The following is a 22,637-nucleotide window of genomic DNA, read 5'->3' as shown; positions in this document are numbered from 1 at the left end:
AGGGGCTGCCCCCCGTGGCTGCCCCCATGTCTCAAACGCCTGTGAAGTTGTCTGTGGGGGGGTAGGCATTCAGGACACTACAAGAGTCAAAATCGCGATTTTCGTGAGAATGAAACCGCCCTGCCCCTAACCCCCCACCCCCCTAACCCCCAGGGCTGTTTCATTTAATTCAGTTAGAAAACTGTGAAGAAAGCGAGCACCCATAATTTTATGGGTGCTTTTTGCTGATTGGCCAGGCAGCGATGGGTATTGTTCTTTAAGCTCTACTCATTTGAAAAAATGCTAAAAAATATCCCATTTTTCCCAGGAATACCATTCTATGGAAAAACAAATAATTCTCTGAAATATCAGGTTGTTCTCCAGCAGAGCGAAGAAGATTGCGGTGCAGCTTGTCTGGCTTCGATCGCTAAATTTTACGGACTAAATTTTACAATTAGCCGCTTGCGAGAATTTGTCGGTACTGGGAAACAAGGGACGAGTTTACTGGGCTTGAAACAAGGAGCTGAGGCGATCGGCTTTAATGCTCGATCGGTGCGAGCCGCGGCTGCAATTTTAGACAAGATCGATGATGCCCCTCTACCGATGATTATTCACTGGAGCGGCTCTCACTGGGTTGTTTTGTACGGAAAACAGGGCAACCAATATGCGATCGGCGATCCGGCTGTCGGTATGCGCTATGTTTCTAAAGCAGAATTAGCAGCAGCTTGGACAGATTGGCTGTGCTTGCTAGTAGAACCCGATGCGGAGCGGTTTTTTGCAGCAGCAGAGGGTCAACCGCCCGCCAATTCTTTACAAAAATGGATGCGCCGGATTGGGATTTATCGCCCGCTTTTAATGGAAGCATTTTTGCTGAATGCAGTGTTGGGTTTGCTGTCCATTTCTTCGCCTTTTCTAGTTCAACTGCTCACCGACGACATCCTGGTGCGGGGCGACAGACAACTCCTGGCGAGTGTGGCGATCGCAGTTATAGTTATGAACCTTTTTAGCAGCAGTTTAGGATTGGTAGAGTCGAACTTAATTGCTCAGTTTTCCCAGCGTTTAGAATTGGGATTGGTGATGGAATTCGCGCGCAAATTCCTGCGATTGCCTTTGAGTTTTTACGAAACTAGACGCAGTGGCGAAATTGTCAGTAGATTACAAGATATCCAAGAAATCAATAAATTAGTTTCTCAAGTCGCTATCAGCTTGCCTAGTCAATTTTTTATAGCTGTAGTTTCTTTTATTTTTATGTTATTTTACAGCAACGAGCTGACGTTAGCAGCTACAGCTATAGCTCTGTTAATGACTGCCTCTACAGTGGTATTTTTGCCCATTTTGCAGCAAAAAACGCGCAGTTTATTGGTATTAGAAGCCGAAACTCAAGGCGTTTTAGTAGAAACTTTTAAAGGCGCGCTGACGGTCAAAACTACTAGCAGCAGCCAGCAACTTTGGGAAGAATTTCAAACCCGCTTCGGTCGCTTAGCAAAGCTGACTTTCCGCACTACACAAATTGGCATTCTCAACAATATATTTTCGAGTTTTGTTGCCTCTGCTGGCAGCATTACTCTGCTGTGGCTTGGTAGCGGTTTAGTGATTGACAAGGTATTGAGTATCGGTCAGTTGCTAGCGTTTATTAGTATGAATCAAAACGTTACTAATTGGGTAAATTCGCTAGTAGGATTTACTGATGAAATGACTCGCGTGCAGACAGCAACTCAAAGGCTGTCGGAAGTGATCGATGCTGAACCGGAAACTAAAGACAATACGAATAAACCTTTTGTAACTATTCAAGACCGCGACGGTATTGTTTGCAAGAGTGTTAATTTTCACTACCCCGGCAGACTTGATTTGCTGGAAAATTTTTCTGTCACATTTCCCGGCGGTCAAGCAATTGCTTTAATCGGCCATTCCGGCTGCGGAAAAAGTACGCTAGCCAAAGTAATTGCTGGTCTGTACCCGCTGCAATCTGGTAATATTAGAATAGGCGGTTACAACTTGCAGGATTTGTCTCTTGACAGTCTCAGACAGCAGGTAGTATTGGTTCCCCAAGAAGCGCATTTTTGGAGCCGTTCGATTCTAGAAAATTTTCGATTGGGCAGTCCAGATATCAGCTTTGAACAGATTGTTAAAGTCTGCAAAATTGCGGGGGCGGATGAATTTATCAGCCAATTGCCGGATAAATATCAAACTGTTTTAGGGGAGTTTGGAGCGAATATTTCTGGCGGACAAAGACAAAGATTGGCGATCGCCCGCGCCATTCTCAACAACCCGCCTGTATTGATTTTAGACGAATCTACCGCAGGGCTTGACCCCGCAAGCGAAGCGGAAGTTTTAGAACAGTTGTTGATGTATCGGCACGGGAAAACGACGATTTTTATCAGTCACAGGCCACGAGTGATCGATCGCGCCGATTGGATTATCATGTTAGAACGCGGCAGGTTGAAAATGCAAGGCTCGGCTGCAAAATTGCGCTCTATTCCAGGAGACCATTTAGAGTTTTTGAATCCTTGAGCTAGTTAATAAAACGACAGGTTGAAATCTGTCGCTACACAAACAAAACCCGGCTGCGCGGTTCGACACCGAGTCAATCGATTAAAGATTAAAGATTAAAGATTAAAGAATTGAAGCATTGACTTGCGCGAGATAAATACGTTCGGCAAGTTTCATCGGAGACACGTTTTTTATTTCACCGGTCCTGAGTCTGCTTTCGGAATGAATCACGTGGCGGGTATCCTGGATGCTTTCGGTCAACACTCAACAGTCAACAGTCAACAATCATTTCGCTCGTGCAACCGGAATTGATATCACTCATGACTAATAACTTCTCTAAGGAATGAGAATTAAATAAGTTCCACTCTTGAAAGTGGGATGGGCGTCCCGCCCGTCCAAAAAGGACGGGCGGGACGCCCATCCCACAATCTTGTGGAAGTTATTTAATTCTCATTCCATCTGCGGTTTCCCTCTTACATCAAAGATTTAGGCAAGAAGTTTAATCAAGAAAAAAGGCAGGGGAAAAAATGTTTATAGTAAGGACTTTAGTCATTAAAAAGGTAAAGGATATGGTTCTGACGGTAACAGACTTACGCCAGTATAAGCTGATTGGAGTCGATCAAAAATGTATTCAAAAGCTTCTTCAAAGTGTCTGGATTCATCAATGAGAATCTTGAATTCGTGACCCCAAGGATAAACGGTGACAATGAAATTGTCAATAACTTTGTTAACACTCAAAGATATTTCGACTGTTTCGCGATCGCCATTTTCGGGATTTTCGGGATTTTCGCAAACATCGATCGCACCATCAAAATACAGAATGCCATTGTCATCAAACTTCTGATTTTGGTTTTGAATCGGGCATTCCAAATAATCGCTCATTTGCTTGATAAAAATGTCACTAAAATCCTGACAAGCTTCGCAGGATTCGCGGTATGGCCGGGATGCGGCGTAAGCTTTGCAAAGTTCCTCAAATTTAGACATAGAAATTACCAGTGTTAACTGCCCAACATATCAAATATTAGCTCGCAGACGCAATATTTTTAACAAGGTGTTGAATTGATCTGGTAAAGGTGCGATCGCCTCTATTAATTCTCCGGTTACAGGATGCTGCAATGTCAGCCGCCATGCGTGGAGGGCTTGTCCGGTTAAATTGACGCCGATAGAACGGTTGGAACTGTACATCGGGTCGCCGACAATCGGATGTTTTATTTCGGCTGTATGCACGCGAATTTGATGGGTGCGGCCGGTTTCTAATTGATAGTGCATTAAGCAATAGTTGCCGATTCTTTCTTTGATTGTCCAGTGAGTAACTGCGGGGCGACCGCCTTTTTCTACGGGTACTACCGCCATTTTTTTGCGGTCTGTGGGATGCCGGCCGATGGGTAGGTCTATTGTGCCTGTTTCGGTGTTGGGAGCCCCGTAAACTATGCCTAAATATTCGCGGCGGGCGGTTTTGGTTTTGAGTTGGGCTTGCAGGTGTTGGTGGGCGATGTCGGTTTTGGCGATCGCGATCGCACCTGTTGTATCTTTGTCTAATCTGTGAACGATTCCCGGCCGCTGAACTCCGCCTATTTCTGCTAGGGGACAGTGGGCTAAGAGGGCGTTGACTAATGTACCGTCTGCGTGTCCGGCAGCTGGGTGGACGACTAATCCGGCTGGTTTGTTGATGATAATTAGGCTGTCGTCTTCGTAGAGAATGTCGAGGGGAATTGCTTCGGGCTGCAACTTTGTGGGCTGGGTTTCGGGTAAAGTGAGGTGGATGCGATCGCCCGTTTTTACTGATATTTTTTTCGATGTGCAGGTTTCGTCGTTGACTTTGACGTTACCTTGTGATATTAGGGTTTGGATTCGCGATCGGGATAAGTCCGGTATCTGGTTTGACAGCCAAATATCTAATCGCTGATTGACATTACTGCGATCGAATTCCTCTGTATTTTCTACTGTGTAAATCTGTGCCGCAGTGTCTGTTTCTATCATTTACTTTCTTTGGTAATCGGTAATCGCTAATTTAAAATCGATCGATTTGTATGCAGTACATATCTTGTAGGAGTGGGTTTCACCCATAATAATTGCCTAAAACCAATAATCTCGTAAACCCGCCCCCACGAACACGGTAAATCGAAATCTACATCTTTCAAGATACAAGAGACTGGTTTCACCGACAATTATCGCAGTGGCCGCACTGCATAGATTTCGCCTCATTTGCAAACCCAAAAGCTTGCAGCAAAAATTGCCACCTGCACTCGCGATGTTTCAAATATTTTACCATTTCTTCCGCTGCGGTAAAGTTTGATTTTTCCGCTTTTTGCTGGGGAGATTTATTGATCGCATAATTAAAAGGATCTTGCCATGTTAATTGTCCGCTGCTGTGCAAGATTGAAAGGGCGATCGCACTTTCGGGAAATTCGCGGGAAACAGCTTCTATATCGCCTTTAACTGGCAGTTTTTTTGCTAATTGCTGAGCTTCTCGGTATTGCGATCGCAATTTATCTTGAAAAAATTGCCCTCTTTGTTTATCTTCGGAATAAAGCAAACCCGTCGGTTCGCTAATCAGTGTCAGGGCGATCGCCGGTTTGCCGTCGCGTCCGCCTCTACCAATTTCCTGAATGTATTCCGATAATAGCAAAGGTGCTTGATAATGAACAACCCACCGGACATCGGGCTTGTTAATTCCCATCCCAAATGCTGAGGTACAAGTCACGAACTTAAGCTCATTGTTCAGCCAAGCTTTTTCTATTTTTCGTCGTGATTCTGGACTTAAACCTGCATGATATGCTGCTGTTTCATAACCTGCTTCTTTCAACAAATCTGCCAAGTTCTCGCTATCTTTTCTAGTGCGGACATAGACTAAACCTGCTTGTTTTGGTCGAGCTTTAATAAAATTTAATAACTGCTGCTTGCGTCCTCTCGGCGTCCAGACTGTCTGCACTTGCAGGTGTAGATTAGAACGGTAGGGACTTAGCAGAAATGCTTCGGGCTTTTGCAGTTGCAAGACATTTTTGATTGTTTGCTGTGCTTCCGGGTTGGCGGTAGCGGTAAAAGCTGCGATCGCAATTTTACTATTTGCTGGTTTAGCTTTCAACAAAGCCGGCCGCACTGTTCCCAAACGGCGGTAAGCTGGTCGAAAAGTATCACCCCACTGCACTAAACAGTGAGCTTCATCTAATATTAAACCGTTGATTGGGATGTGCGGCTGACTGATAATTTCCCAAACAGGTTTGCTGAGTAATGTTTCGGGAGACAGGTACAGCAATCTTAATTTGTTTTGTTGCAGCGACTGCATAGTTTGTCGGCGCTGCTGTGTTGGCAATTGACTGTGGAGGAGGGAAGCGGGAAGATTGCGATCGCGCAATTCTTGCACTTGATTTTCCATCAGTGCGACTAACGGCGAAACTACCAAAGTTAAGCCTGTTTGCAACAAAGCTGGCAGTTGAAAGCAGATGGATTTGCCACCACCTGTCGGCATAATTATAATTGTATCTTTTCCGGCTAATAAACTACCGACGATTTCTCCTTGCGGCGGTCGGAAGTCGTCGTATCCCCAAATTTTTTGGAAGGCGGCGCGGGCTTGATTTAATGTTAGTTCTGGTTTAAAGTTCATTTGACTCAGTTAAAAAACTTGTATGGTTTCGCCACAACTAACGAATTTTTGGCAAATTCGGATCTTTTCGACAAGTCGAGAGTGGTAATTGTTCACCACCTTGTATCGTGGTAATTCTCATTCGATTTCTATCTGTCACCACATTTAAACAAGCACAGCCATATCCATAATTAACATTAGTTTTAACATATTCATCGTCGTTAAAAGGAGGAATAGTGTTCATTCCTCCGGCTTGATATCCCCCTTGCGCCGAGATTGTCCACTGAGCATCTTTGTCTTTGAGATACCAATTAGCAGGCGTGGGATTTATTAACCATCCGCACCTGGTTTCAGCCGCTTTTGCAGGAATAATAACCAGCGAAAAAGATGAGATAATTGCAGGTATCAACCACTTTATTTTCATAGCTTTACATCCTAATTTTTGAGCGACAATCATACAGGAATTACGCGCTTCGAGAAAAGAAACAGAAACCGGGTTTTTTAGCGAATCTGCGGGTGACAACGAAATATTGTCGCAAAAACCTGGTTTCTAACTACCTGCGCGTAAGTCCTGTCCAAAATCCAAAATCCAAAATCCCCTAAGACTCCTCGCCGTCTCGGCGGCCGAGCTCGTACACGCCGCCACCAATACAGGCGATCGTACCCATAGATACTGCCCAACCAGTGCCCAGAGACAATTCGACGCCCCAATTGCACAATCCCCCCGCAATCAAAAAGGGTACAATGCTCAACAGCGAAGCGTAAAACGCATTTTGGGCTTCTCTGGCTTGGCGGGTTCTTTCAAACTCGGCTTCCGAGGTGTAGAGGGATCTCTCGGCAAAATTCATCCAGCGGTTCAGTTGCAGGATTACCCATTCTGTGAGGGGCGACAGGCCCCAGTATAGGGCCAAAGACCACAAGGACGCACCGGCGATCGCAGTTGCGTCTATGGCAAAGCTAAAGGGAAAAATTTCAGTAAGCATTGCTTGATGTTTGTGATGAATTTGAGATTTTGGATGTTATCCAAAATCCCCGAACTTAACTATAGTGTCAAGCAAAAGCTCGATCGAATTCAACCGCAGCACGAATTTCCAATTTTTTTTATCACCCCTGGGCATTTACCCGGAAGCCTTGACACGGGTTTTGGATGGAGTAAGATACACGTTGTTATTAAACTGATTCGCGATCGCGGGTAGAGCTCAAAGCCAATCTTGCAGCGAATTGGCATAACTTACATTTTGCACCCTTCTCAGAAACGGGCAAGATGCCCGTTCCACAAAGAATGATTTTTTTGTGGGGAGTAGGGGTTGGGCCGGAAAGCCCGCCCCTGAAAGCTTTATTGACAAGGGTGCAAGATGTGAGCCTAACAGACAACGCACACTCCCACACACATTTAACTTTGAGCCGTGAAAAAAATCCTGCAAGACTCTAGAGGCCCGCTGACGGCAAAACGCTTTTTTCGTTTCAGACAGATGCTGCTGCTGGCACTTTCGATCAGCATTGTGTTGATCAGCCCTTATTTGCAGCAGCAGGTGGTCAAAGCTCAGTCAGGCTTACCAAGCAGAGTAGCGACGGGTAATTTGTGGCAAGAAGCTTCTTTTCCAGTCGAAAACTTTGAAACATACACTTCCCCCTTCGGCCCCCGTGGCGGGGATTTTCATTACGGTTTGGACTTGGCCGCCCCGGAAGGCAGCTATATCCGCAATTGGTGGGGCGGGCAAATTGTGGAAGTTTGGGAAGATGGCCGATGCGGCACTGGTATGATCGTGCGATCGGGAAATTGGGAACATATCTACTGTCACCTCAGAGGCCGAGTGCTAACGGCTAACGGCGGACGTTATTATACCGATCGCGAAGGTACTTTGCAAATTTGGCAAGGTCAAACAGTGCCTGCGGGTGCGAGAATTGCCAGAGTTGGGATGACAGGCCGCACGAGTGGGCCTCACTTGCACTGGGGATTGAAGTACGGAGGCCGCTGGGTAGACCCGGCTTTGGTTCTCCGGGAAATGTACGCGCAACAATCTTAATTAGTCATTAGTTAGTAGTTAGTAGTCATTAGTCATTAGTTAGTAGTCATTTTTATTGGTTTGTAGTAAGGAATAAAGTCCTTATTTTTTCGGTAATGAGGACTACAGTCCTCACTACAAACTTTAATAACTAATGACTAATGACCAATGACTAATGACTCTTTACGTTGGTGCTAACTCTTTTTTTGTCAACTCGGTGTACCGCTCGACAATTTGGCGGAATTCGTCGCCGTCGATCGTTTCTTCATCCAACAACGCTTCGACAAGTTTGTCTACCAAAGCGCGGTTTTCGCGGATTATTCGGCGAGCTTCTTCGTAGCACTCAAAGGCAATTTCCCGGACTTGGCGATCGATCTTGATTGCCATTTCTTCGGAATACTCGGATCGCGAATTCCAGTTTTGGCCCAAAAACACCTCATTGTTCGGACTTTCCAAAGCCACAGGCCCCAAATCCGACATTCCATAAAGCGTTACCATCTCCCTCGCGAGACTGCTAACTTTTCTGAGATCACTACCAGCACCGGTGTCGATTTCAGCATCGCCATAAATTTCGGCCTCCGCCGCCCGTCCCCCCAAAGCTACTTTAATTCGGTTTAACAGCAAAGCCCGACTCCTTAAACCTTCGCTGTCGAGCATTTCGTCGTCGAGCACAAAGCTAGTAAAGCCTTCAATGCCACCGGAACGGGGAATAATCGTTACTTTTTCCACCGGGTCGGCATTTTTGAGCATGGTCGCGACTAGGGCGTGGCCAACTTCGTGGTATGCTGTCATCCACTTTTTCTTGCTGTCCAGCAGCGGGTTGAGGGTAAGCCCGATCGTGATCCGGTCGATCGCATCGTGAACTTCTAAGTTACTAATCGTGTCTTTGCGACGCCTCGCGGTGAGAATGGCTGCTTCGTTGAGCAAGTTTGCCAAGTCAGCACCGGAAAAGCCGGGAGTGCGACGGGCGATCGTGTCTAGGGCAACTTCTGGGTCGAGTTTTTTGTTGCGCGCGTGAACTTGCAAAATCCCCAAACGCCCTTTGTAACTGGGTAAATCTACCGTTACTTGCCGATCGAACCTGCCGGGCCGCAGCAGGGCGGTATCGAGCACGTCGGGCCGGTTAGTAGCTGCAATCACAATCACGCCACTGTTACCCTCAAAGCCGTCCATTTCTGTCAGCAACTGGTTGAGAGTTTGTTCGCGTTCGTCGTTGCCGCCGCCGATACCAGCGCCGCGCTGCCTTCCTACGGCGTCTATTTCGTCGATGAAGACGATGCAGGGCGAATTTTCTTTAGCTTTGCGGAACAAGTCGCGGACGCGGGAGGCGCCAACTCCGACAAACATTTCGACAAATTCGGAACCGGAGATGCTGAAGAAGGGGACGGCTGCTTCGCCTGCGATGGCTTTTGCCAGCATTGTTTTGCCGGTTCCGGGAGGCCCGATTAACAGAACTCCTCTGGGAATTTTCGCACCGATGGCGTTGAAGCGTTCGGGTTTTTTGAGGAAGGTTACGACTTCTTGAAGTTCTTCTTTAGCTTCTTCGATGCCTGCTACGTCGTCGAACATCACGCCGGTTTTGGCTTCCATTTGGAAACGGGCTCTGGATTTGCCGAAGTTCATGGCATTTCCTTGAGATTGGGTCGATCGGCGCAGGATTGCCATCAGCACTGCCAACACTGCAAAAATCACTAGCAAGTTTATTACTAAACTGACTGCCGCTGCGTTATCTGCTGTTTGTTTGACTTCAAAGTCAATCTTTTTGGCGCGGATTTGCGAGTACAGTTCTCGGTTGTTGTAGTCGAACAGACTAACTGATTGGGTTTGATCGCTTTTTTGATTTTTTAGCCTAACCTTGGCAGTTTTTTGAGTTTCGTCTACTTCGATTTTACTGACTTGCCCTTTTTCTATGTTGTCGATGAGTTGGCTGTAACTCATGGTGTTTGGCGCACTCTCGGCAAACACCGGGGTCGAGAGCAATATTCCTTGAGAAATCACCAAACTGCCCAGGATGCGCCAAAGATTCCGTCCTGGAATTGATTTTTTAGGATTCTGGCTCGACTTGTCTTTGTTTACAGCTAGATGCCCCAGCCATGCGTGTTTCCAAGAATTTTTCATATTGCTTTGCCCAAGGTTGAAGACTGCCAAGATTGACCGCTTGTGGTTTGCTACGTTCATTTATTTTAACAAGAGGGCGGGTGTTGGATGGGTTTATCTCTCGCGGGCCTCTTCAGAGACCCCTCAAGAGGGGGGCGGTTTCATTCTCGGTAGGGGCAATCCCCCCGTGGTTGCCCCCATGTCCCAAACGCCTGTGCAATCGTCTGTGGGTGGGGGCGGGCACTCTTGGCACCGCCCCTACAAAAGCCTGATTTTCGTGAGAATGAAACCGCCCTGCTCTTGAGGGGGGTTTTGAATCCACGGCTGCTCAAGAAACCGGGTTTTTTACGTAATCTGCGGGCTATAACCCAGGATTTTGCTCAAACAACCCGGTTTCTCGGCTCCCTCCACTGAACTTACCCACGGCTGCTCAAGAAACCGGGTTTTTTACCTAATCTGCGGGCTATAACCCAGGATTTTGCTCAAAAAACCCGGTTTCTCGGCTCCCTCCGTAAATCTCAAATCTCAAATCTCAAATCTCAAATCGATGGATTTTGCTCAAAAAACCCGGTTGCTGGGCTCCCTCTACTGAACTTACCCACGACTGCTCAAGAAACCGGGTTTTTTACGTAATCTGCGGGCTATAACCCAGGATTTTGCTCAAACAACCGGGTTTCTGGGATCCGTCCGTAAATCTAAAATCTAAAATCTAAAATCTAAAATCGATTGACAGTTGCCGATCGAACTTGCTATCTTAATCATAGTCGTAATGAGTACGTTTTACTCAAGCAGTTATTGTTTTTAAGTTTTATGGTAAAAATTGTTGGCATTGGTGGAAGTTTGCGGGCTGGCTCCTACAGCCAGTTAGCGTTGAAGGTGGCAGCAGAGCGGGCGCAGGCTTTGGGCGCGGAAGTTGAAATATTGGATTTGCGATCGCTCAATCTGCCATTCTGCAATGGTGAGAATGATTATCTCGACTACCCGGATGTGGAAAAGCTGCAGAATGCGGTTAAGCAAGCCGACGGCTTGATTTTGGCAACGCCGGAGTATCACGGTAGCGTCAGCGGTGCTCTCAAGAATGCCCTGGATTTGATGAGTTTTGAGCATTTGGACGGGAAGGTTGCAGGTGGGATTAGCGTTTTGGGAGGGCAAGTTAACAGCAACGCACTCAACGATTTGCGAACCATTTTGAGATGGGTACACGCTTGGGTAATTCCCGAACAAATTGCGATCGGGCAAGCTTGGAAAGCTTTTAGTCCTGATGGTAAATTGTTGGATGAAAAACTGTCTGAAAGGTTCGACGAATTTGCTCGAAGTTTGGTAGAAAATACGCGGAAATTGCGAGGAATTTCGTAATTGTATCTCAGGAAAAACGCACTCCGGGACGCAACTGGCATAGTCTTTGGGTGCGTCAGTTCCAATAATTTCTCGATTTGAAGAGGCTTTCTCTCTAGCAGAGCACCCTACAAGCTGCAATGTAACTGTTAACAGTCAACAGTCAACAGTCAACAGTCAACAGTCAACTGAGTTAAAATGGCATATCGATCATGTCTCCGAAAGGATGGGGTACGTCGATCGGCATTCTGCCGGGTTTTGACTCATATTTGTCTATCCACTTTTTGGCCAATTCCAAAGCTTCCTCCTCAGTCTTGGCATTTTGGACAGCGACGTGGCGGTTGCCGCGGCTATCCCAAACCTCGACGTAGAAGACTTTCTGGGATTGAATAATCCAACCTTTATAAGTGTCTGCTGGTTCCATAGTTAGAATCCTAAAATAATCGGGCGGGGAGTTCCACTGGCTAGCTAATTGTAAATATTGCCCTGCATAAAATGAATTTTACGGGGGTTTCTATAGTATTTTTGGAAAAAAGTCAGTTTTACGGTTAACCTCATGACTAGACTCCTGAAGCAATTATTTAATTGGAGAAAATATCTCCAACCTTTAGCCGCGGCGATCGCGATCGCCCTAATCGCATCCCAGATGGCGGTATTGCCGGCATTGGCGACTGGCGTGTACGAAATGCCGGTGTTGTCGGCGGGCGATCGAACTTGGGTGTTCGACAAAGGCGACGTGCTCAGCCGCAGCAGCGAAAGCAATATCAGCAGCGTGCTCGACAACCTGGAAAACAAAACAGGGAAACAAGTCAGATTTGTCACCATCCACCGCTTAGACTACGGTGAAACGGCTGCCACTTTCACCGACCAACTGTTTGAACAGTGGTTTCCCGCAAAAGAAGACCAGACTAACCAAATTTTACTCGTTCTCGACACTGTTACCAACAGCGCGGCAATTCGTACCGGGGAAGGGGTGAAATCCCTGCTAACCGATGAAATTGCCCAGAGTGTGGCCGGGGAAACCGTGCAAGTGCCGCTGCGGGAAGCCAATAAATACAACGAGGCATTTTCGGCTGCAAGTACGCGCATTGCAACTGTTTTGTCGGGCGAACCCGATCCGGGCCCTCCTGAAGTTGTTGACAACATTCAAGTTGAAGGCACGTTTAAAAAAGCTGAAGAAACAGACCAAGGCAATGCCACAGTTGTTGTGGTTGTGCTGTTGGTGTTGGCGACAGTAATTCCGATGGTGACTTATTTCTGGTATCAAGGTTTTTCGTGATCGGGTGCTGATAAATTCGATCTGTTGTGGTTTTGTCCAGAAATTAAGGCAGGACTGCACTAATCTTGAACGTATTCTCGATCGCTCAACAAAGCAATTTCTGCCCGTACAAATTCCCGTCCCAAATAAGCCGCGTGATCTAACAGTGTCACCGGACTGGGGCGGGTTTCTTCTAGAATTTTGACACAAAGTTCTTTGGCGGTTCGGCCGGTAAAAAGTGTGGACTGAGTGCGTTCTACCTTGCCGCGGGCGGGGATGGGTTTACCAGTTTCGGGATCGACGGCGAGGCCTCGATCGTCGATGATGTTGGTGAAATGTTTGGCACAAATTAAGCTGGTTTCGCGATCGAGATAGATGATGAAGTAGCCGCCCGGATCGAGGTCGATGTGGCGTTTGGATAGCTTGTCATCGATTGCGGTCAGGTTTTCCAAGGTTTGACTCATGGTTGGTAAAAGAAAGTAGACAATAGCTATATTTTTTTTGCTATTTCTAGTTTAGTCGGCTGCGGGACAAGTTTGGCAGGTTGGTGGGACTAAATGCGCGATTTCGCTTTTACCCGATATCTGTAGGGACACGGCAATGCCGTCTCCGGCGCGGGGTTCTGCGAGTTTTAATAATTAATATAAGATTAAGGACTGTCGCAAGAGTTGTTGAAATTAGTATAATTAACCGCAGAGAACGCAGAGAACGCAGAGTGAAAGAAGAGAGAGAAACAAAATATGTTAGGATTGGCTTGAGTAAGATTTAGTATTAAATTATAGATGAAATTTATAGATTTGTTTTCGGGAATAGGAGGTTTCAGGCAAGGGTTTGAAAAAATTGGCTTTAAATGCGTTTTTTCCTGCGAGATTAACAGCAAATGCCGACAAATTTACACAAAAAATTTCGGTGAGGTTCCTTTTGGAGATATCAGTAAAATTAATCCCGTCGAGTTAGAAGACTTTGATGTTTTAGTCGCAGGCTTTCCGTGCCAACCTTTTAGCATCTGTGGCAAAAAGCTAGGTTTTGAAGATACTAGAGGTACGCTATTTTTTGATATTTGTAAAATTATCAAAATAAAGCAACCTCAAGTAGTTTTTCTCGAAAATGTCAAGCACTTAATCCATCACGACAAGGGAAATACCTTAAAAGTAATTATTGCTAGCCTAAAAGAGTTGGGGTACAGCGTAAATTACAAAATGCTGAATGCTAAAGACTTTGGAATTCCTCAACATCGTGAAAGAATATTTATAATTGCAACTAAAGGTAAAGAATTTAACTTTTCTAGAGTTAAAATCCAGTTTACTCCAAAACTCAGGCAGTTTCTAGACGAGACAGGAGATTTTGAAATATTGGATAAATCCGAGTATACTTTAATTGAGTCTCCGAGAAAGCAAGATTCGGGACTTGTATTTGTAGGTTACAGAAATAAAGGTACTTGGAAAACTGGCGTGAGGCCCAATACAGAACATTTATCGAGAGTTCACAGACAGCCTAATCGCATTTATTCGGTAGATGGAGTGCATCCCACAATTCCTTCGCAAGAAACATCGGGTAGGTTTTTTATCTACATTCCTGAGCAAGATATGGTGAGAAAGTTGACGCTGAAGGAATGTTACCGTCTTATGGGTTTTCCTGAAGATTTTAAAAGTTATCCTAGTGCGGGGGAAAGTTACAAGCAAATTGGAAATTCGGTTTGTGTGCCGGTGGTGGAGGCGATCGCGCAAGAAATATTAAGTCAAAATTTATTGTATGATGAAAAGAAGGAACTACAAAGATGTCCAGAGTCCCGGCTTCAGGAACCAGTTGAGACTCTAGTTAACACTCTTACTTGAGATTAACTTTCTTATTAAACAATTTTAGAATTAACCAAGCGCTAACTTTGAGCTATAATATAAGTAACCCAAGATAGATATAGTCGTCATGGAAGAATTACTCACCTTAAAAAGCTTACTGCTAAAAGGGGATATACCTGGGTCATTAGCTCTAGTTGAAGAACTAGAAGAAATGAGCAAAAAAGACATCATTAAAACTATTCGCAGCTATGCAGTTATTTTACTATTGCATCTGATTAAACAGCAAGCTGAAAATCGCACAACTCGCTCTTGGGATATCTCGATTCGGAACTCGGTTCTAGAAATTCAGGAGGAAAATAAGCGACCGAGAGGCGCGGGTTTTTACTTACCTCTAGAAGAGTTACTCATTGTTTTAGAAATGGCGTATCGACAAGCTATTAACAAAGCTTCCCTAGAAGTGGAAGAAGGGCGTTATGAACCAAGAGAATTGTCGCAGTTAGTGAATCAAGAGGCACTTATTAATCAAGCAATGACTTTAATTTCACAAGAAGCTGAAGATAAGGACTAAAGTTACCCAAAGTCAGGAGACGGCAGTGCCGTTTCCCTACCTCAATTAATTGTAGGGAAACGGCACTGCCGTCTCCTCGATTTTTGTAAGGACACGGCAGTGCCATTTCCCTACTTGTCTTAAGCGGGAACTTGGATTCTTTCAGTGCCGGCAAGTTCAAAGGCTGCGTGAATTGCCTTCAAAGCAGTTACTCCTTGTCCTTCATCCACAACGCAGCTAATTTTAATCTCGGAAGTGGCAATCATTTGAATGTTGATTTGCTGGCGGGAAAGCGCTTCAAACATCTTTGCCGCTACTCCCGGATGCGCTACCATCCCGGAACCGACAACGCTAACTTTGGCTATTTGTGTATCGACTGCTACTTCGCCCCATCCGAATTCTGGGGCGGCTTTTTCGAGGACTATTTTAGCAGCTTCGGCGTCAATTTGTGCTACGGTAAATGCAATGTCGCGAGTTAATATGCCGTCGATATTGTGGCAGCGCTGCGACTGAATGATCGTGTCTACGCTGATATTTTCCTCGGCTAAAAGTCCGAACAGTTTTGCTGCTACTCCGGGGCGATCGGGCAATTGGCGAATTGCTAGACGCGCTTGATTGAGATCCAACGCAACGGCGCGGACTGCGGGCGGTTTGTGGGAGGATGAACGCAGCCCAATAGGGGAGTTGGCAACATCAAATGTTTTGCAGAGTTCGGCAACGGCCCGATCGCAATCTTGGGCATCGATCGCACAACTAACTTTCACCTCGGATGTAGAAATCATTTGAATGTTAATTCCCGCATCCGCTAAAGTCTTAAACATCTGCGCCGCTACCCTCGGACGACCGATCATTCCCGCACCCGCAATGCTAACTTTAGCTATTGGCCGCTCTTCTGCTTTCACTTCCGGTTCTCCCAATTCTGGGCGAGAATTCTTGCCGAGTGCGGGGATAATTGCATCTGCAACGGCGGTGGCTTGTTGCAGAGATTTTCGCGTCACGGTGAAGGCAATATCGTTAGTATTTCCTTCATGAATTGACTGAATAATTAAGTCTACATCGAGGTTTTGTTGGGCGATCGCACCAAACAACCGCGCTGCTACGCCGGGGCGATCGGGCAAACGCAGTAGCGACACCCCCGCCTGATCTAAGTCAAATTCCACCGCATCGACGGCTTTTGCGAGCTCCAAGCCCTCCAAAGGCCGGGGTTGCGGGGGTGGGGACACTACACGGGTACCGGGGGCGTCACTCCAGCTAGAAAGCACTACCAGGGGCACGCCGTAATTCTTGGCAATTTCTACCGCGCGCGGGTGGAGGACTTTTGCGCCCAAACTCGCCAATTCCAGCATTTCGTCGCAAGTGATTTCGTCCATCAATTGCGCGTCGGCAACCAAGCGCGGATCTGTAGTCAGAATTCCGGGCACGTCGGTATAAATTTCGCACCTGTCGGCCCGCAGCGCTGCAGCGAGGGCAACTGCTGTCGTGTCGGAACCGCCACGGCCCAAGGTGGTAATTTCCAATTCTCCGGCATCGGCGATGCCTTGGAAACCCGCAACCACAACGACTTTACCGCTTTTCAACTGGCTTTCAAGCCGATTCGGATCGATTCGCAAAATTCGGGCGCGGGTGTGGGCGGCTTCGGTGACAATGCCGACTTGGGCGCCGGTGAGGGAAATGGCGGGCTGTCCCATTTCCTGCAATGCCATGCTCAAAAGTGCGATCGAGACTTGTTCCCCAGTGGAGAGCAACATATCCATTTCCCGCTTGTTGGGATTTGGGGAAATTTCCTTGGCGAGTTTAACTAAACCGTCGGTGGTTTTGCCCATCGCTGAAAGTACGACAACCAGAGAGTTGCCAAGCTGTGCTGTTTTTACTACTCGTCTGGCTACTTCCAGAATGCGATCGACTGTACCAACCGAGGTTCCGCCATATTTCTGAACAATTAGTGCCATAGATTCTACACAAAGCTACAAAATACTTATCAAATAATACAAGCAGCTTCTGGATTAGAAGTGGTAATTTTTAAAATTCCCATACAACAAACCGGAGAAAAGAAAAAAATATCTGCGTAAACGATGAAAATATGTGGGTAGGGGCAGGTTTTACCAGCCATTTAATTCTCTCACACCAATATTTTAATAAACCCGCCCTCTTGATTCGGATTTTAGCCTCCTTCTAGCTCTCGCAAACGCGCTTCTAAAGCTTGAATTCGCTGCTCGGCTTCTATTCGCTTTTGCCGTTCTTGTTCTGCTTCTGACTGCGCTTGTTCGACTGCCAATTCCGCTTGTTCTACCCGTTCATCGGCAGCCAGCAGCAAATTCCCCTCAGCATCCCACCAGCGCATCCAAGGCAGTTCTACGCCCTGATAAACCCCTTGCCAAATGCCTAATTCCAATCCCATTGGCTCGATTTGGTAATGTCCGCGCTGATTTTCTGACATTAACTCAAATCTATCTTCTACCAAATGATAGCATTCTATTTTGGCTTTTGTGACTTCATAAATTCCATAAAAAGCAGGTCTAATAACTCGCTCGTAAATCCAGAATTTCCCCTTTTTGGGAGTTTTATCTCTTTCTTCGCTGCCATCTCCAGAGACAAATTCTAGTATAATTAACGGCGGCATTAATTCTTTCCACATTACATAGGAACGCCGCATATTTCCGTTGAGAGTTGGCGGCACGTCGGGCACGTAAAACCAATCTGGTGCTTCGGCTCCTCTGGCTAGGGGTTCTGGGGGTTGCGGGACTCGCCAATAAATGCCGGAATCTTGACCGATACAATATTGTCCGTCGGGATGAAGTTGGTCTAAAATGGGTCGAACAGATGTTGTTAACAGGATGCTTTGAGGGAGTTCTTGAAAGTTTTTCACAAAAGTACCGTCGGAATCTGGTAATTGAGTGTGGTCTGGAAAATCTGTAAAATCTGTTACTAGAAGTTCGGGTTTTTCGGTGACACTCATGTTGACCTCTTGAATGCTAAAAAATTATAATTCACATTTGGAACGGATGATGAGTCAGTACAAGTTAATTATTTTCGACTTCGACGGTACTTTGGCAATTACTCACAAAGCTATTGTATTTTGCTTTACCAAAACTTTTGAAAGTTTCAATATTGCCCCGCCTGCTGCTGATACTATTATAGCGACGATCGGCATCAATTTACCAAATAGTTTTAAAATCCTCCATCCGGCGATCGAGGAAAGCGCAATTCCCGAATGGGTTGAAACTTACCGCTCTTATTATCGGACGGAAGGTGAAAAGCAGGTAGAGTTATTTACCGGGACAAAGCAAGTGTTGCAGTTGGCGCGTCAGTCGGGATTGAGCCTGGGAGTTTTCAGCAACAAACACGTTAGCTTTGTTAATGTATTACTAAATAATTTGAGAATTCACAGCTTTTTTGATTTAATTTTAGGTGATAACGGACAAATTATCCCGAAACCAAATCCGGCTGTTTTTCACTCGATGATTAAACCGCTGTTCCCGGAGTTGGATAACAGTCAAATTTTAATGGTGGGCGATACAGCGGTTGATTTGCTGTTTGCTAAAAATGCTGGGATAGATGTTTGTTGGGCGGCTTACGGATATGGCGATCGCGCTCAGTGTCTCGCCCTCGAACCGACTTTCGCGATGGACGATATTTCAGAACTTGCTGTGTTAGTTCAAAATTAATTTTTCCTGGTTTTTTATGAGAATAGTTTGAATCATTTAACTATAAAGTATTTAATTATTTTTTTTTAGGAGAGCAGGATGATGTATTTTTTATTTAAGTTAAAAAATAAATGACCGAACTTGTAAGCCGCCCAAACTCTGCCAAGTAAACTATACCAGAGATAGAGTTATGGTGGGAACAACTATTATAAATTAACAACTAGGATTCCTTTGAAGGTAGAAGGCACAAGGCAGAAGGCAGAAGGAAAAAAAAACGAGGGAAGCCAGATTTTCTTTAGGTAGAATTTACCGCCCAAATTCTGCATGATAGCCTTTTAACTTCAGCCTTCAGAAAACAGACAATTTTGTTAAACTCTAGGGTGTGCTGGCAGTCGGTATCTACAATAAACTCAATTTATAGAAACTCATGCAGAGAGATATAAGCATTCCTTCTGAAACGCTATCGCCGACTCGTACTGGCGGCACACCGAATTTAATAGAAGAAGTCTGGAGGCTGTACGATCGCGCCCTGGCAGCTACCAGCAACGGCATCGCGATCGCGGACGCTACCCGGCCGGATAAGCCTATAGTCTACTGCAACGGGGCTTTCGAGCGGATTACAGGCTACAATCGCAGCGAAATAATCGGGCAGAATTGCCGCTTCCTGCAAGGCCCGGATACCGATCGCGCTGCCGTCGATCGCATCCGCGTAGCCCTGAAAGAACAGCATGACTGCAAAGTAGTTCTGAAAAACTACCGCAAAGACGGCACCGCCTTCTGGAACGAACTCACCATCTCGCCGGTGCGCGACAGCAGCGGACTCGTTACCCACTTCATCGGCGTCCAATCTGATATCACGGATCGCTTCCAAGCAGAAGAAGCCCTCAAACAAGCCGAGGCAAAATACCGCAGCATCTTTGAAAACGCCACCGAAGGCATATTTCAAACCGCCCCAGACGGACGCTACCTCAGCGCCAACCAGGCACTCGCCCGAATGTACGGCTACGATTCCCCGTCAGAACTGATCGCAAAATGTTCGGCGAAAAACCTTTACGCCGATCGCACCCGCCGCGCTTCCTTCATGGCAGAAATCAGCAAAAACGGCTCCCTGAAAGAGTTTGAGTCCTGCGTCCGCCGCCAAGACGGCAGCACTACCTGGATCTCGGAAAACGTGCGCGAAGTCCGCGACGAAGATGGCGAGCTCCTTTACTACGAAGGAACCGTCGCCGAAATCGCCGATCGCAAGCGCGCTGAAGCAGCCCTGCGAAATCAAGAATACTGGTTGAAAACCGCGATTAACGCCGTGCCCGACGCGATCAACCTCACAGACAGCGAGGGGCGCTGGCTGATTGCCAACGACTGCGCCCTCCAACTTTTGGGCTGGGAAACCGCAGACTACCAGGGTAAAACTACTGCCGAACTCGCTGCCACCGCCGATCCGAGAGTCAGAGAAATCCTGCTAACTTGGCAGGAAACCGACGAAACCACCTGGCAAGCAGGCACTCTTACCTCCAGCCGCCAAATTGTCCCCTTGCCCACAGGCGGCTGCAATTTGTTTGAAGTGCGGAAAGTGCCACTGTTCAACCCCGACGGTTCGCGCAAAGGTTTGGCAGTCGCGGGGCGGGACATCACGCAGGAAGTGGCAGCGGATGCAGCTTTGCGAGACAGCGAACAGCGGTTTCGGGCAATTTTTGAACGCGCTGCGATCGGCATGGTAGTCGCTACCCTCGAAGGTGTGGCGATCGCCACTAATCCGGCATTTCAAGCTATGCTGGGCCGATCGGAAGCTCAACTGCGGGGTCTCGGCCTCGACGACTGCGCGCACCCGGAAGACGCACAAACGTCGCGCGAGTTGCGCCAACAGTTGGCCGCGGGCTTGCGCGAAGCTTACCAAATTGAGAAGCGCTATCTCCGCCAAGACGGCAGCATCAGGTGGGGACGCCTCAGCGCCTCTGTCATCGACAGCAGTCAGGGAACGCCACAGTTTATTTTGCAAATGGTAGAGGATATTACCGATCGCAAACAAGCCGAGTCAGCTTTGTTCCAAAATGAGGCTAAGTGGCGATCGCTAATTCTCAACAGTTCCGACATCATTACTATTCTCGACGCCAGCGGTCGCATTGTTTACGAAAGCCCTTCTGTAGAAAGAGTTTTAGGCTACGAACCCGATGAAGTCGCCGGTCAAATTGCTCTCGATTTGATCCACCCTGACGACCTGCCCTCGGTGATGTCCGACGGCGAAAAACTGATCGCAAATCCAGGCGATCCGATCGCCCTAGAAGGTCGGTTCCGGCGCGCTGACGGTTCTTGGTGTTTTCTCGAAGGTGTGGGCATCAACTTGCTAGCAGACCCCGCTGTGAAAGGAATTGTGATCAACTCCCGCGACATGACCGCGCGCCGGCAAGCAGAGTACCGCCTCAGCAAAATCAACGAGTGCTTTTTGGGATTCACCACCGACGCCGCTGAGAACATCCAGCGGCTGACATCCTTAGCCGGCGAGCTTTTGGGCGGAAGCAGCGCCATCTACACCCGTTTAGGTGGCGGTCTGCTGCACGCGATCGCGACTTGGCAAGCGCCGCCGGACTACCCGCTAGTCGAGATCGCCGAGGGCCACATCTGCACCGACGTATGCAGCAAAGGAAGCGATCGGGCTGTTGCCATTCCTGACTTGCAGAACACGATCTACGCCCAAACCGATCCCGCTGTCATCCGCTACCAACTGCGAAGCTATCTGGGACAAGCAGTGCGGCTGGGCGACAATTACGTGGGTGCGGTATGCGTTGTCAACACCGACTCGATCGCGCCCACAGAAGCCGACTGCAAGCTGATCGGAATTATTGCTGGGGCGATCGGAGTTGAGGAAGAACGGGCCGCCGCCGCCGATCGCGATCGGCAAAAATCCCAAGAACTGCAAACAGCTTTGAGCGACTTGCAGCAAACTCAAATGCAGTTAGTACAAACCGAAAAAATGTCTTCCCTCGGACAGGTGCTAGCAGGAATTGCCCACGAAATTAACAACCCAGTTGGCTTTGTCGCCGGCAACCTCTGCCACGTCCGAGGCTACGTTCTCGACTTGTTAGAAATCGTGCAAGTCTATCAAGAAGAGTACCCAAATCCCCCAGCAAAACTTCAGCAACAAGCTGAGGATATAGACTTAGAATTTCTAGCAGAAGACCTGCCCAAATTGCTCAATTCGATGCAGACCGGATGCGAGCGCATTGTTGAAATTATTCAAACTCTCCGAAATTTCTCGCGGGCGGACGAAGCGAAAATCAAAACTGCCGACATTCACGAAGGTTTAGAAAGTACCTTGTTAATGTTGAACACCAGGCTGAAAGCCAAGGCCAAATGGCAGGGCATTAAAGTGATTAAACAATACGGAGAACTGCCGCAAATAAACTGTCATCCCGGACTGTTAAATCAGGTATTTATGAATGTATTGGCAAATGCGATCGACGCCTTGGAAGAAAGCTGCAGCCAAGCAAAAGACACCGCAAATTCTATCTTGCCTACTATTACTATTCAAACTGAAACGATTGATGACAAGAGCATTTTAATTCGGATCAAAGACAACGGGTTGGGCATTCCCGAAGATCATATTGTGCGTTTGTTTGACCCATTTTTTACCACAAAACCAGTAGGTAAAGGCACAGGTTTGGGTTTATCAATTTCGCACCAAATTGTCGTTGAAAAACACAACGGAAAATTGCAGTGCCTCTCAGAACCCGGTAAAGGTAGTGAATTTATCATCGAAATTCCAATTAAGTAGAAGGAATCAGGAACAGTCCTGTGACGCAGTACGATATCCAGAAACCGGGTTTTTTGGAAAAACCCGGTTTCTGTTGGCTGCAACGTGGGTATCTTGTAGGGTGCGTCGCTACCAGATTTTCTATTTTAATTGC

The 22,637-nt window shown here is 46.9% G+C and carries 20 protein-coding genes; 9 read left to right on the top strand and 11 right to left on the bottom strand.

Annotated elements, in window-relative coordinates:
* Nucleotides 1-279: 279 nt before the first annotated feature.
* Entirely contained in the window at nt 280-2,490 is a 2,211-nt protein-coding gene (locus QUB24_RS08585; protein WP_333152444.1) for a peptidase domain-containing ABC transporter, read from the top strand.
* Nucleotides 2,491-3,021: 531 nt separating this feature from the next.
* Here QUB24_RS08585 and QUB24_RS08580 read toward each other — a convergent pair.
* The 5 genes from QUB24_RS08580 to QUB24_RS08560 form a co-directional block, all read right to left on the bottom strand.
* Complete coding sequence (locus tag QUB24_RS08580) at nt 3,022-3,453, bottom strand: hypothetical protein (protein ID WP_333152442.1); 432 nt, start codon at nt 3,451-3,453, stop codon at nt 3,022-3,024.
* 30 nt (nt 3,454-3,483) lie between these two features.
* The gene (locus QUB24_RS08575) at nt 3,484-4,449 is read right to left on the bottom strand and encodes an RluA family pseudouridine synthase (protein ID WP_333152440.1); all 966 of its coding nucleotides are present in this window, start codon (nt 4,447-4,449) and stop codon (nt 3,484-3,486) included.
* A 178-nt stretch (nt 4,450-4,627) separates the two neighbouring features.
* Nucleotides 4,628-6,073 carry an ATP-dependent DNA helicase RecQ gene (locus tag QUB24_RS08570; RefSeq protein ID WP_333152438.1) on the bottom strand — a complete coding sequence of 482 codons (1,446 nt, stop codon included), beginning with the start codon at nt 6,071-6,073 and terminating at the stop codon, nt 4,628-4,630.
* 37 nt (nt 6,074-6,110) lie between these two features.
* A complete protein-coding gene (locus tag QUB24_RS08565; protein WP_333152436.1) occupies nt 6,111-6,476 on the bottom strand; it encodes a DUF4087 domain-containing protein in 366 nt (121 codons plus the stop codon).
* 175 nt (nt 6,477-6,651) lie between these two features.
* Nucleotides 6,652-7,035, bottom strand: coding sequence for a hypothetical protein (locus QUB24_RS08560; RefSeq protein ID WP_333152434.1), 384 nt, complete (start codon nt 7,033-7,035; stop codon nt 6,652-6,654).
* Between the two features lie 33 nt (nt 7,036-7,068).
* On the opposite strand from QUB24_RS08560, the gene QUB24_RS08555 reads away from it, so the two are divergent.
* The gene (locus QUB24_RS08555; RefSeq protein WP_333152432.1) at nt 7,069-7,248 is read left to right on the top strand and encodes a hypothetical protein; all 180 of its coding nucleotides are present in this window, start codon (nt 7,069-7,071) and stop codon (nt 7,246-7,248) included.
* 276 nt (nt 7,249-7,524) lie between these two features.
* Nucleotides 7,525-8,079, top strand: a complete 555-nt coding sequence (locus QUB24_RS08550; RefSeq protein ID WP_445300393.1) for a M23 family metallopeptidase — start codon at nt 7,525-7,527, stop codon at nt 8,077-8,079.
* A 162-nt stretch (nt 8,080-8,241) separates the two neighbouring features.
* Here QUB24_RS08550 and ftsH read toward each other — a convergent pair whose 3' ends face one another.
* A complete protein-coding gene (gene ftsH / locus QUB24_RS08545; protein WP_333152428.1) occupies nt 8,242-10,176 on the bottom strand; it encodes an ATP-dependent zinc metalloprotease FtsH in 1,935 nt (644 codons plus the stop codon).
* 705 nt (nt 10,177-10,881) lie between these two features.
* Between ftsH and QUB24_RS08540 the strand changes: the two genes are divergently transcribed.
* Complete coding sequence (locus QUB24_RS08540) at nt 10,882-11,511, top strand: NADPH-dependent FMN reductase (RefSeq protein WP_445300391.1); 630 nt, start codon at nt 10,882-10,884, stop codon at nt 11,509-11,511.
* Between the two features lie 172 nt (nt 11,512-11,683).
* Here the strand turns inward: QUB24_RS08540 and QUB24_RS08535 are convergent, their stop codons facing one another.
* Complete coding sequence (locus tag QUB24_RS08535; RefSeq protein ID WP_006635545.1) at nt 11,684-11,914, bottom strand: hypothetical protein; 231 nt, start codon at nt 11,912-11,914, stop codon at nt 11,684-11,686.
* A 132-nt stretch (nt 11,915-12,046) separates the two neighbouring features.
* Here QUB24_RS08535 and psb32 point away from each other — a divergent pair, with 132 nt between their 5' ends.
* Nucleotides 12,047-12,769, top strand: a complete 723-nt coding sequence (gene psb32 / locus QUB24_RS08530; RefSeq protein WP_333152426.1) for a photosystem II repair protein Psb32 — start codon at nt 12,047-12,049, stop codon at nt 12,767-12,769.
* A 59-nt stretch (nt 12,770-12,828) separates the two neighbouring features.
* On the opposite strand, the gene QUB24_RS08525 is transcribed toward psb32, so the two are convergent.
* The gene (locus tag QUB24_RS08525) at nt 12,829-13,212 is read right to left on the bottom strand and encodes a DUF4346 domain-containing protein (RefSeq protein WP_333152424.1); all 384 of its coding nucleotides are present in this window, start codon (nt 13,210-13,212) and stop codon (nt 12,829-12,831) included.
* Between the two features lie 318 nt (nt 13,213-13,530).
* On the opposite strand from QUB24_RS08525, the gene QUB24_RS08520 reads away from it, so the two are divergent.
* Nucleotides 13,531-14,583 carry a DNA (cytosine-5-)-methyltransferase gene (locus tag QUB24_RS08520; protein WP_333152423.1) on the top strand — a complete coding sequence of 351 codons (1,053 nt, stop codon included), beginning with the start codon at nt 13,531-13,533 and terminating at the stop codon, nt 14,581-14,583.
* A gap of 88 nt (nt 14,584-14,671) precedes the next feature.
* Nucleotides 14,672-15,112 (top strand): DUF29 family protein, encoded by a 441-nt coding sequence (locus QUB24_RS08515; protein ID WP_333152420.1) that lies wholly within the window; start codon nt 14,672-14,674, stop codon nt 15,110-15,112.
* A 119-nt stretch (nt 15,113-15,231) separates the two neighbouring features.
* Here the strand turns inward: QUB24_RS08515 and QUB24_RS08510 are convergent, their stop codons facing one another.
* From QUB24_RS08510 to QUB24_RS08500, 3 genes are read right to left on the bottom strand one after another with little or no spacing between them, the layout of a single operon-like run.
* The gene (locus tag QUB24_RS08510) at nt 15,232-17,040 is read right to left on the bottom strand and encodes an aspartate kinase (protein ID WP_333152418.1); all 1,809 of its coding nucleotides are present in this window, start codon (nt 17,038-17,040) and stop codon (nt 15,232-15,234) included.
* Between the two features lie 29 nt (nt 17,041-17,069).
* On the bottom strand, nt 17,070-17,201 hold the full coding sequence (locus QUB24_RS08505; RefSeq protein ID WP_333152416.1) for a hypothetical protein: 132 nt from the start codon (nt 17,199-17,201) through the stop codon (nt 17,070-17,072).
* A gap of 51 nt (nt 17,202-17,252) precedes the next feature.
* Nucleotides 17,253-18,047: a Uma2 family endonuclease gene (locus tag QUB24_RS08500; protein WP_333152414.1), complete on the bottom strand. Its 795-nt coding sequence runs from the start codon at nt 18,045-18,047 to the stop codon at nt 17,253-17,255.
* Nucleotides 18,048-18,060: 13 nt separating this feature from the next.
* Between QUB24_RS08500 and QUB24_RS08495 the strand changes: the two genes are divergently transcribed.
* A complete protein-coding gene (locus tag QUB24_RS08495; RefSeq protein ID WP_333152412.1) occupies nt 18,061-18,756 on the top strand; it encodes an HAD family hydrolase in 696 nt (231 codons plus the stop codon).
* 406 nt (nt 18,757-19,162) lie between these two features.
* Nucleotides 19,163-22,504 (top strand): PAS domain S-box protein, encoded by a 3,342-nt coding sequence (locus QUB24_RS08490; protein WP_333152410.1) that lies wholly within the window; start codon nt 19,163-19,165, stop codon nt 22,502-22,504.
* Nucleotides 22,505-22,637 lie beyond the last annotated feature (133 nt).

This window comes from Microcoleus sp. B9-D4, assembly GCF_036705105.1.
Classification (GTDB): Bacteria; Cyanobacteriota; Cyanobacteriia; order Cyanobacteriales; family Microcoleaceae; genus Microcoleus.
This window is presented reverse-complemented; position numbering and strand designations above follow the sequence as displayed.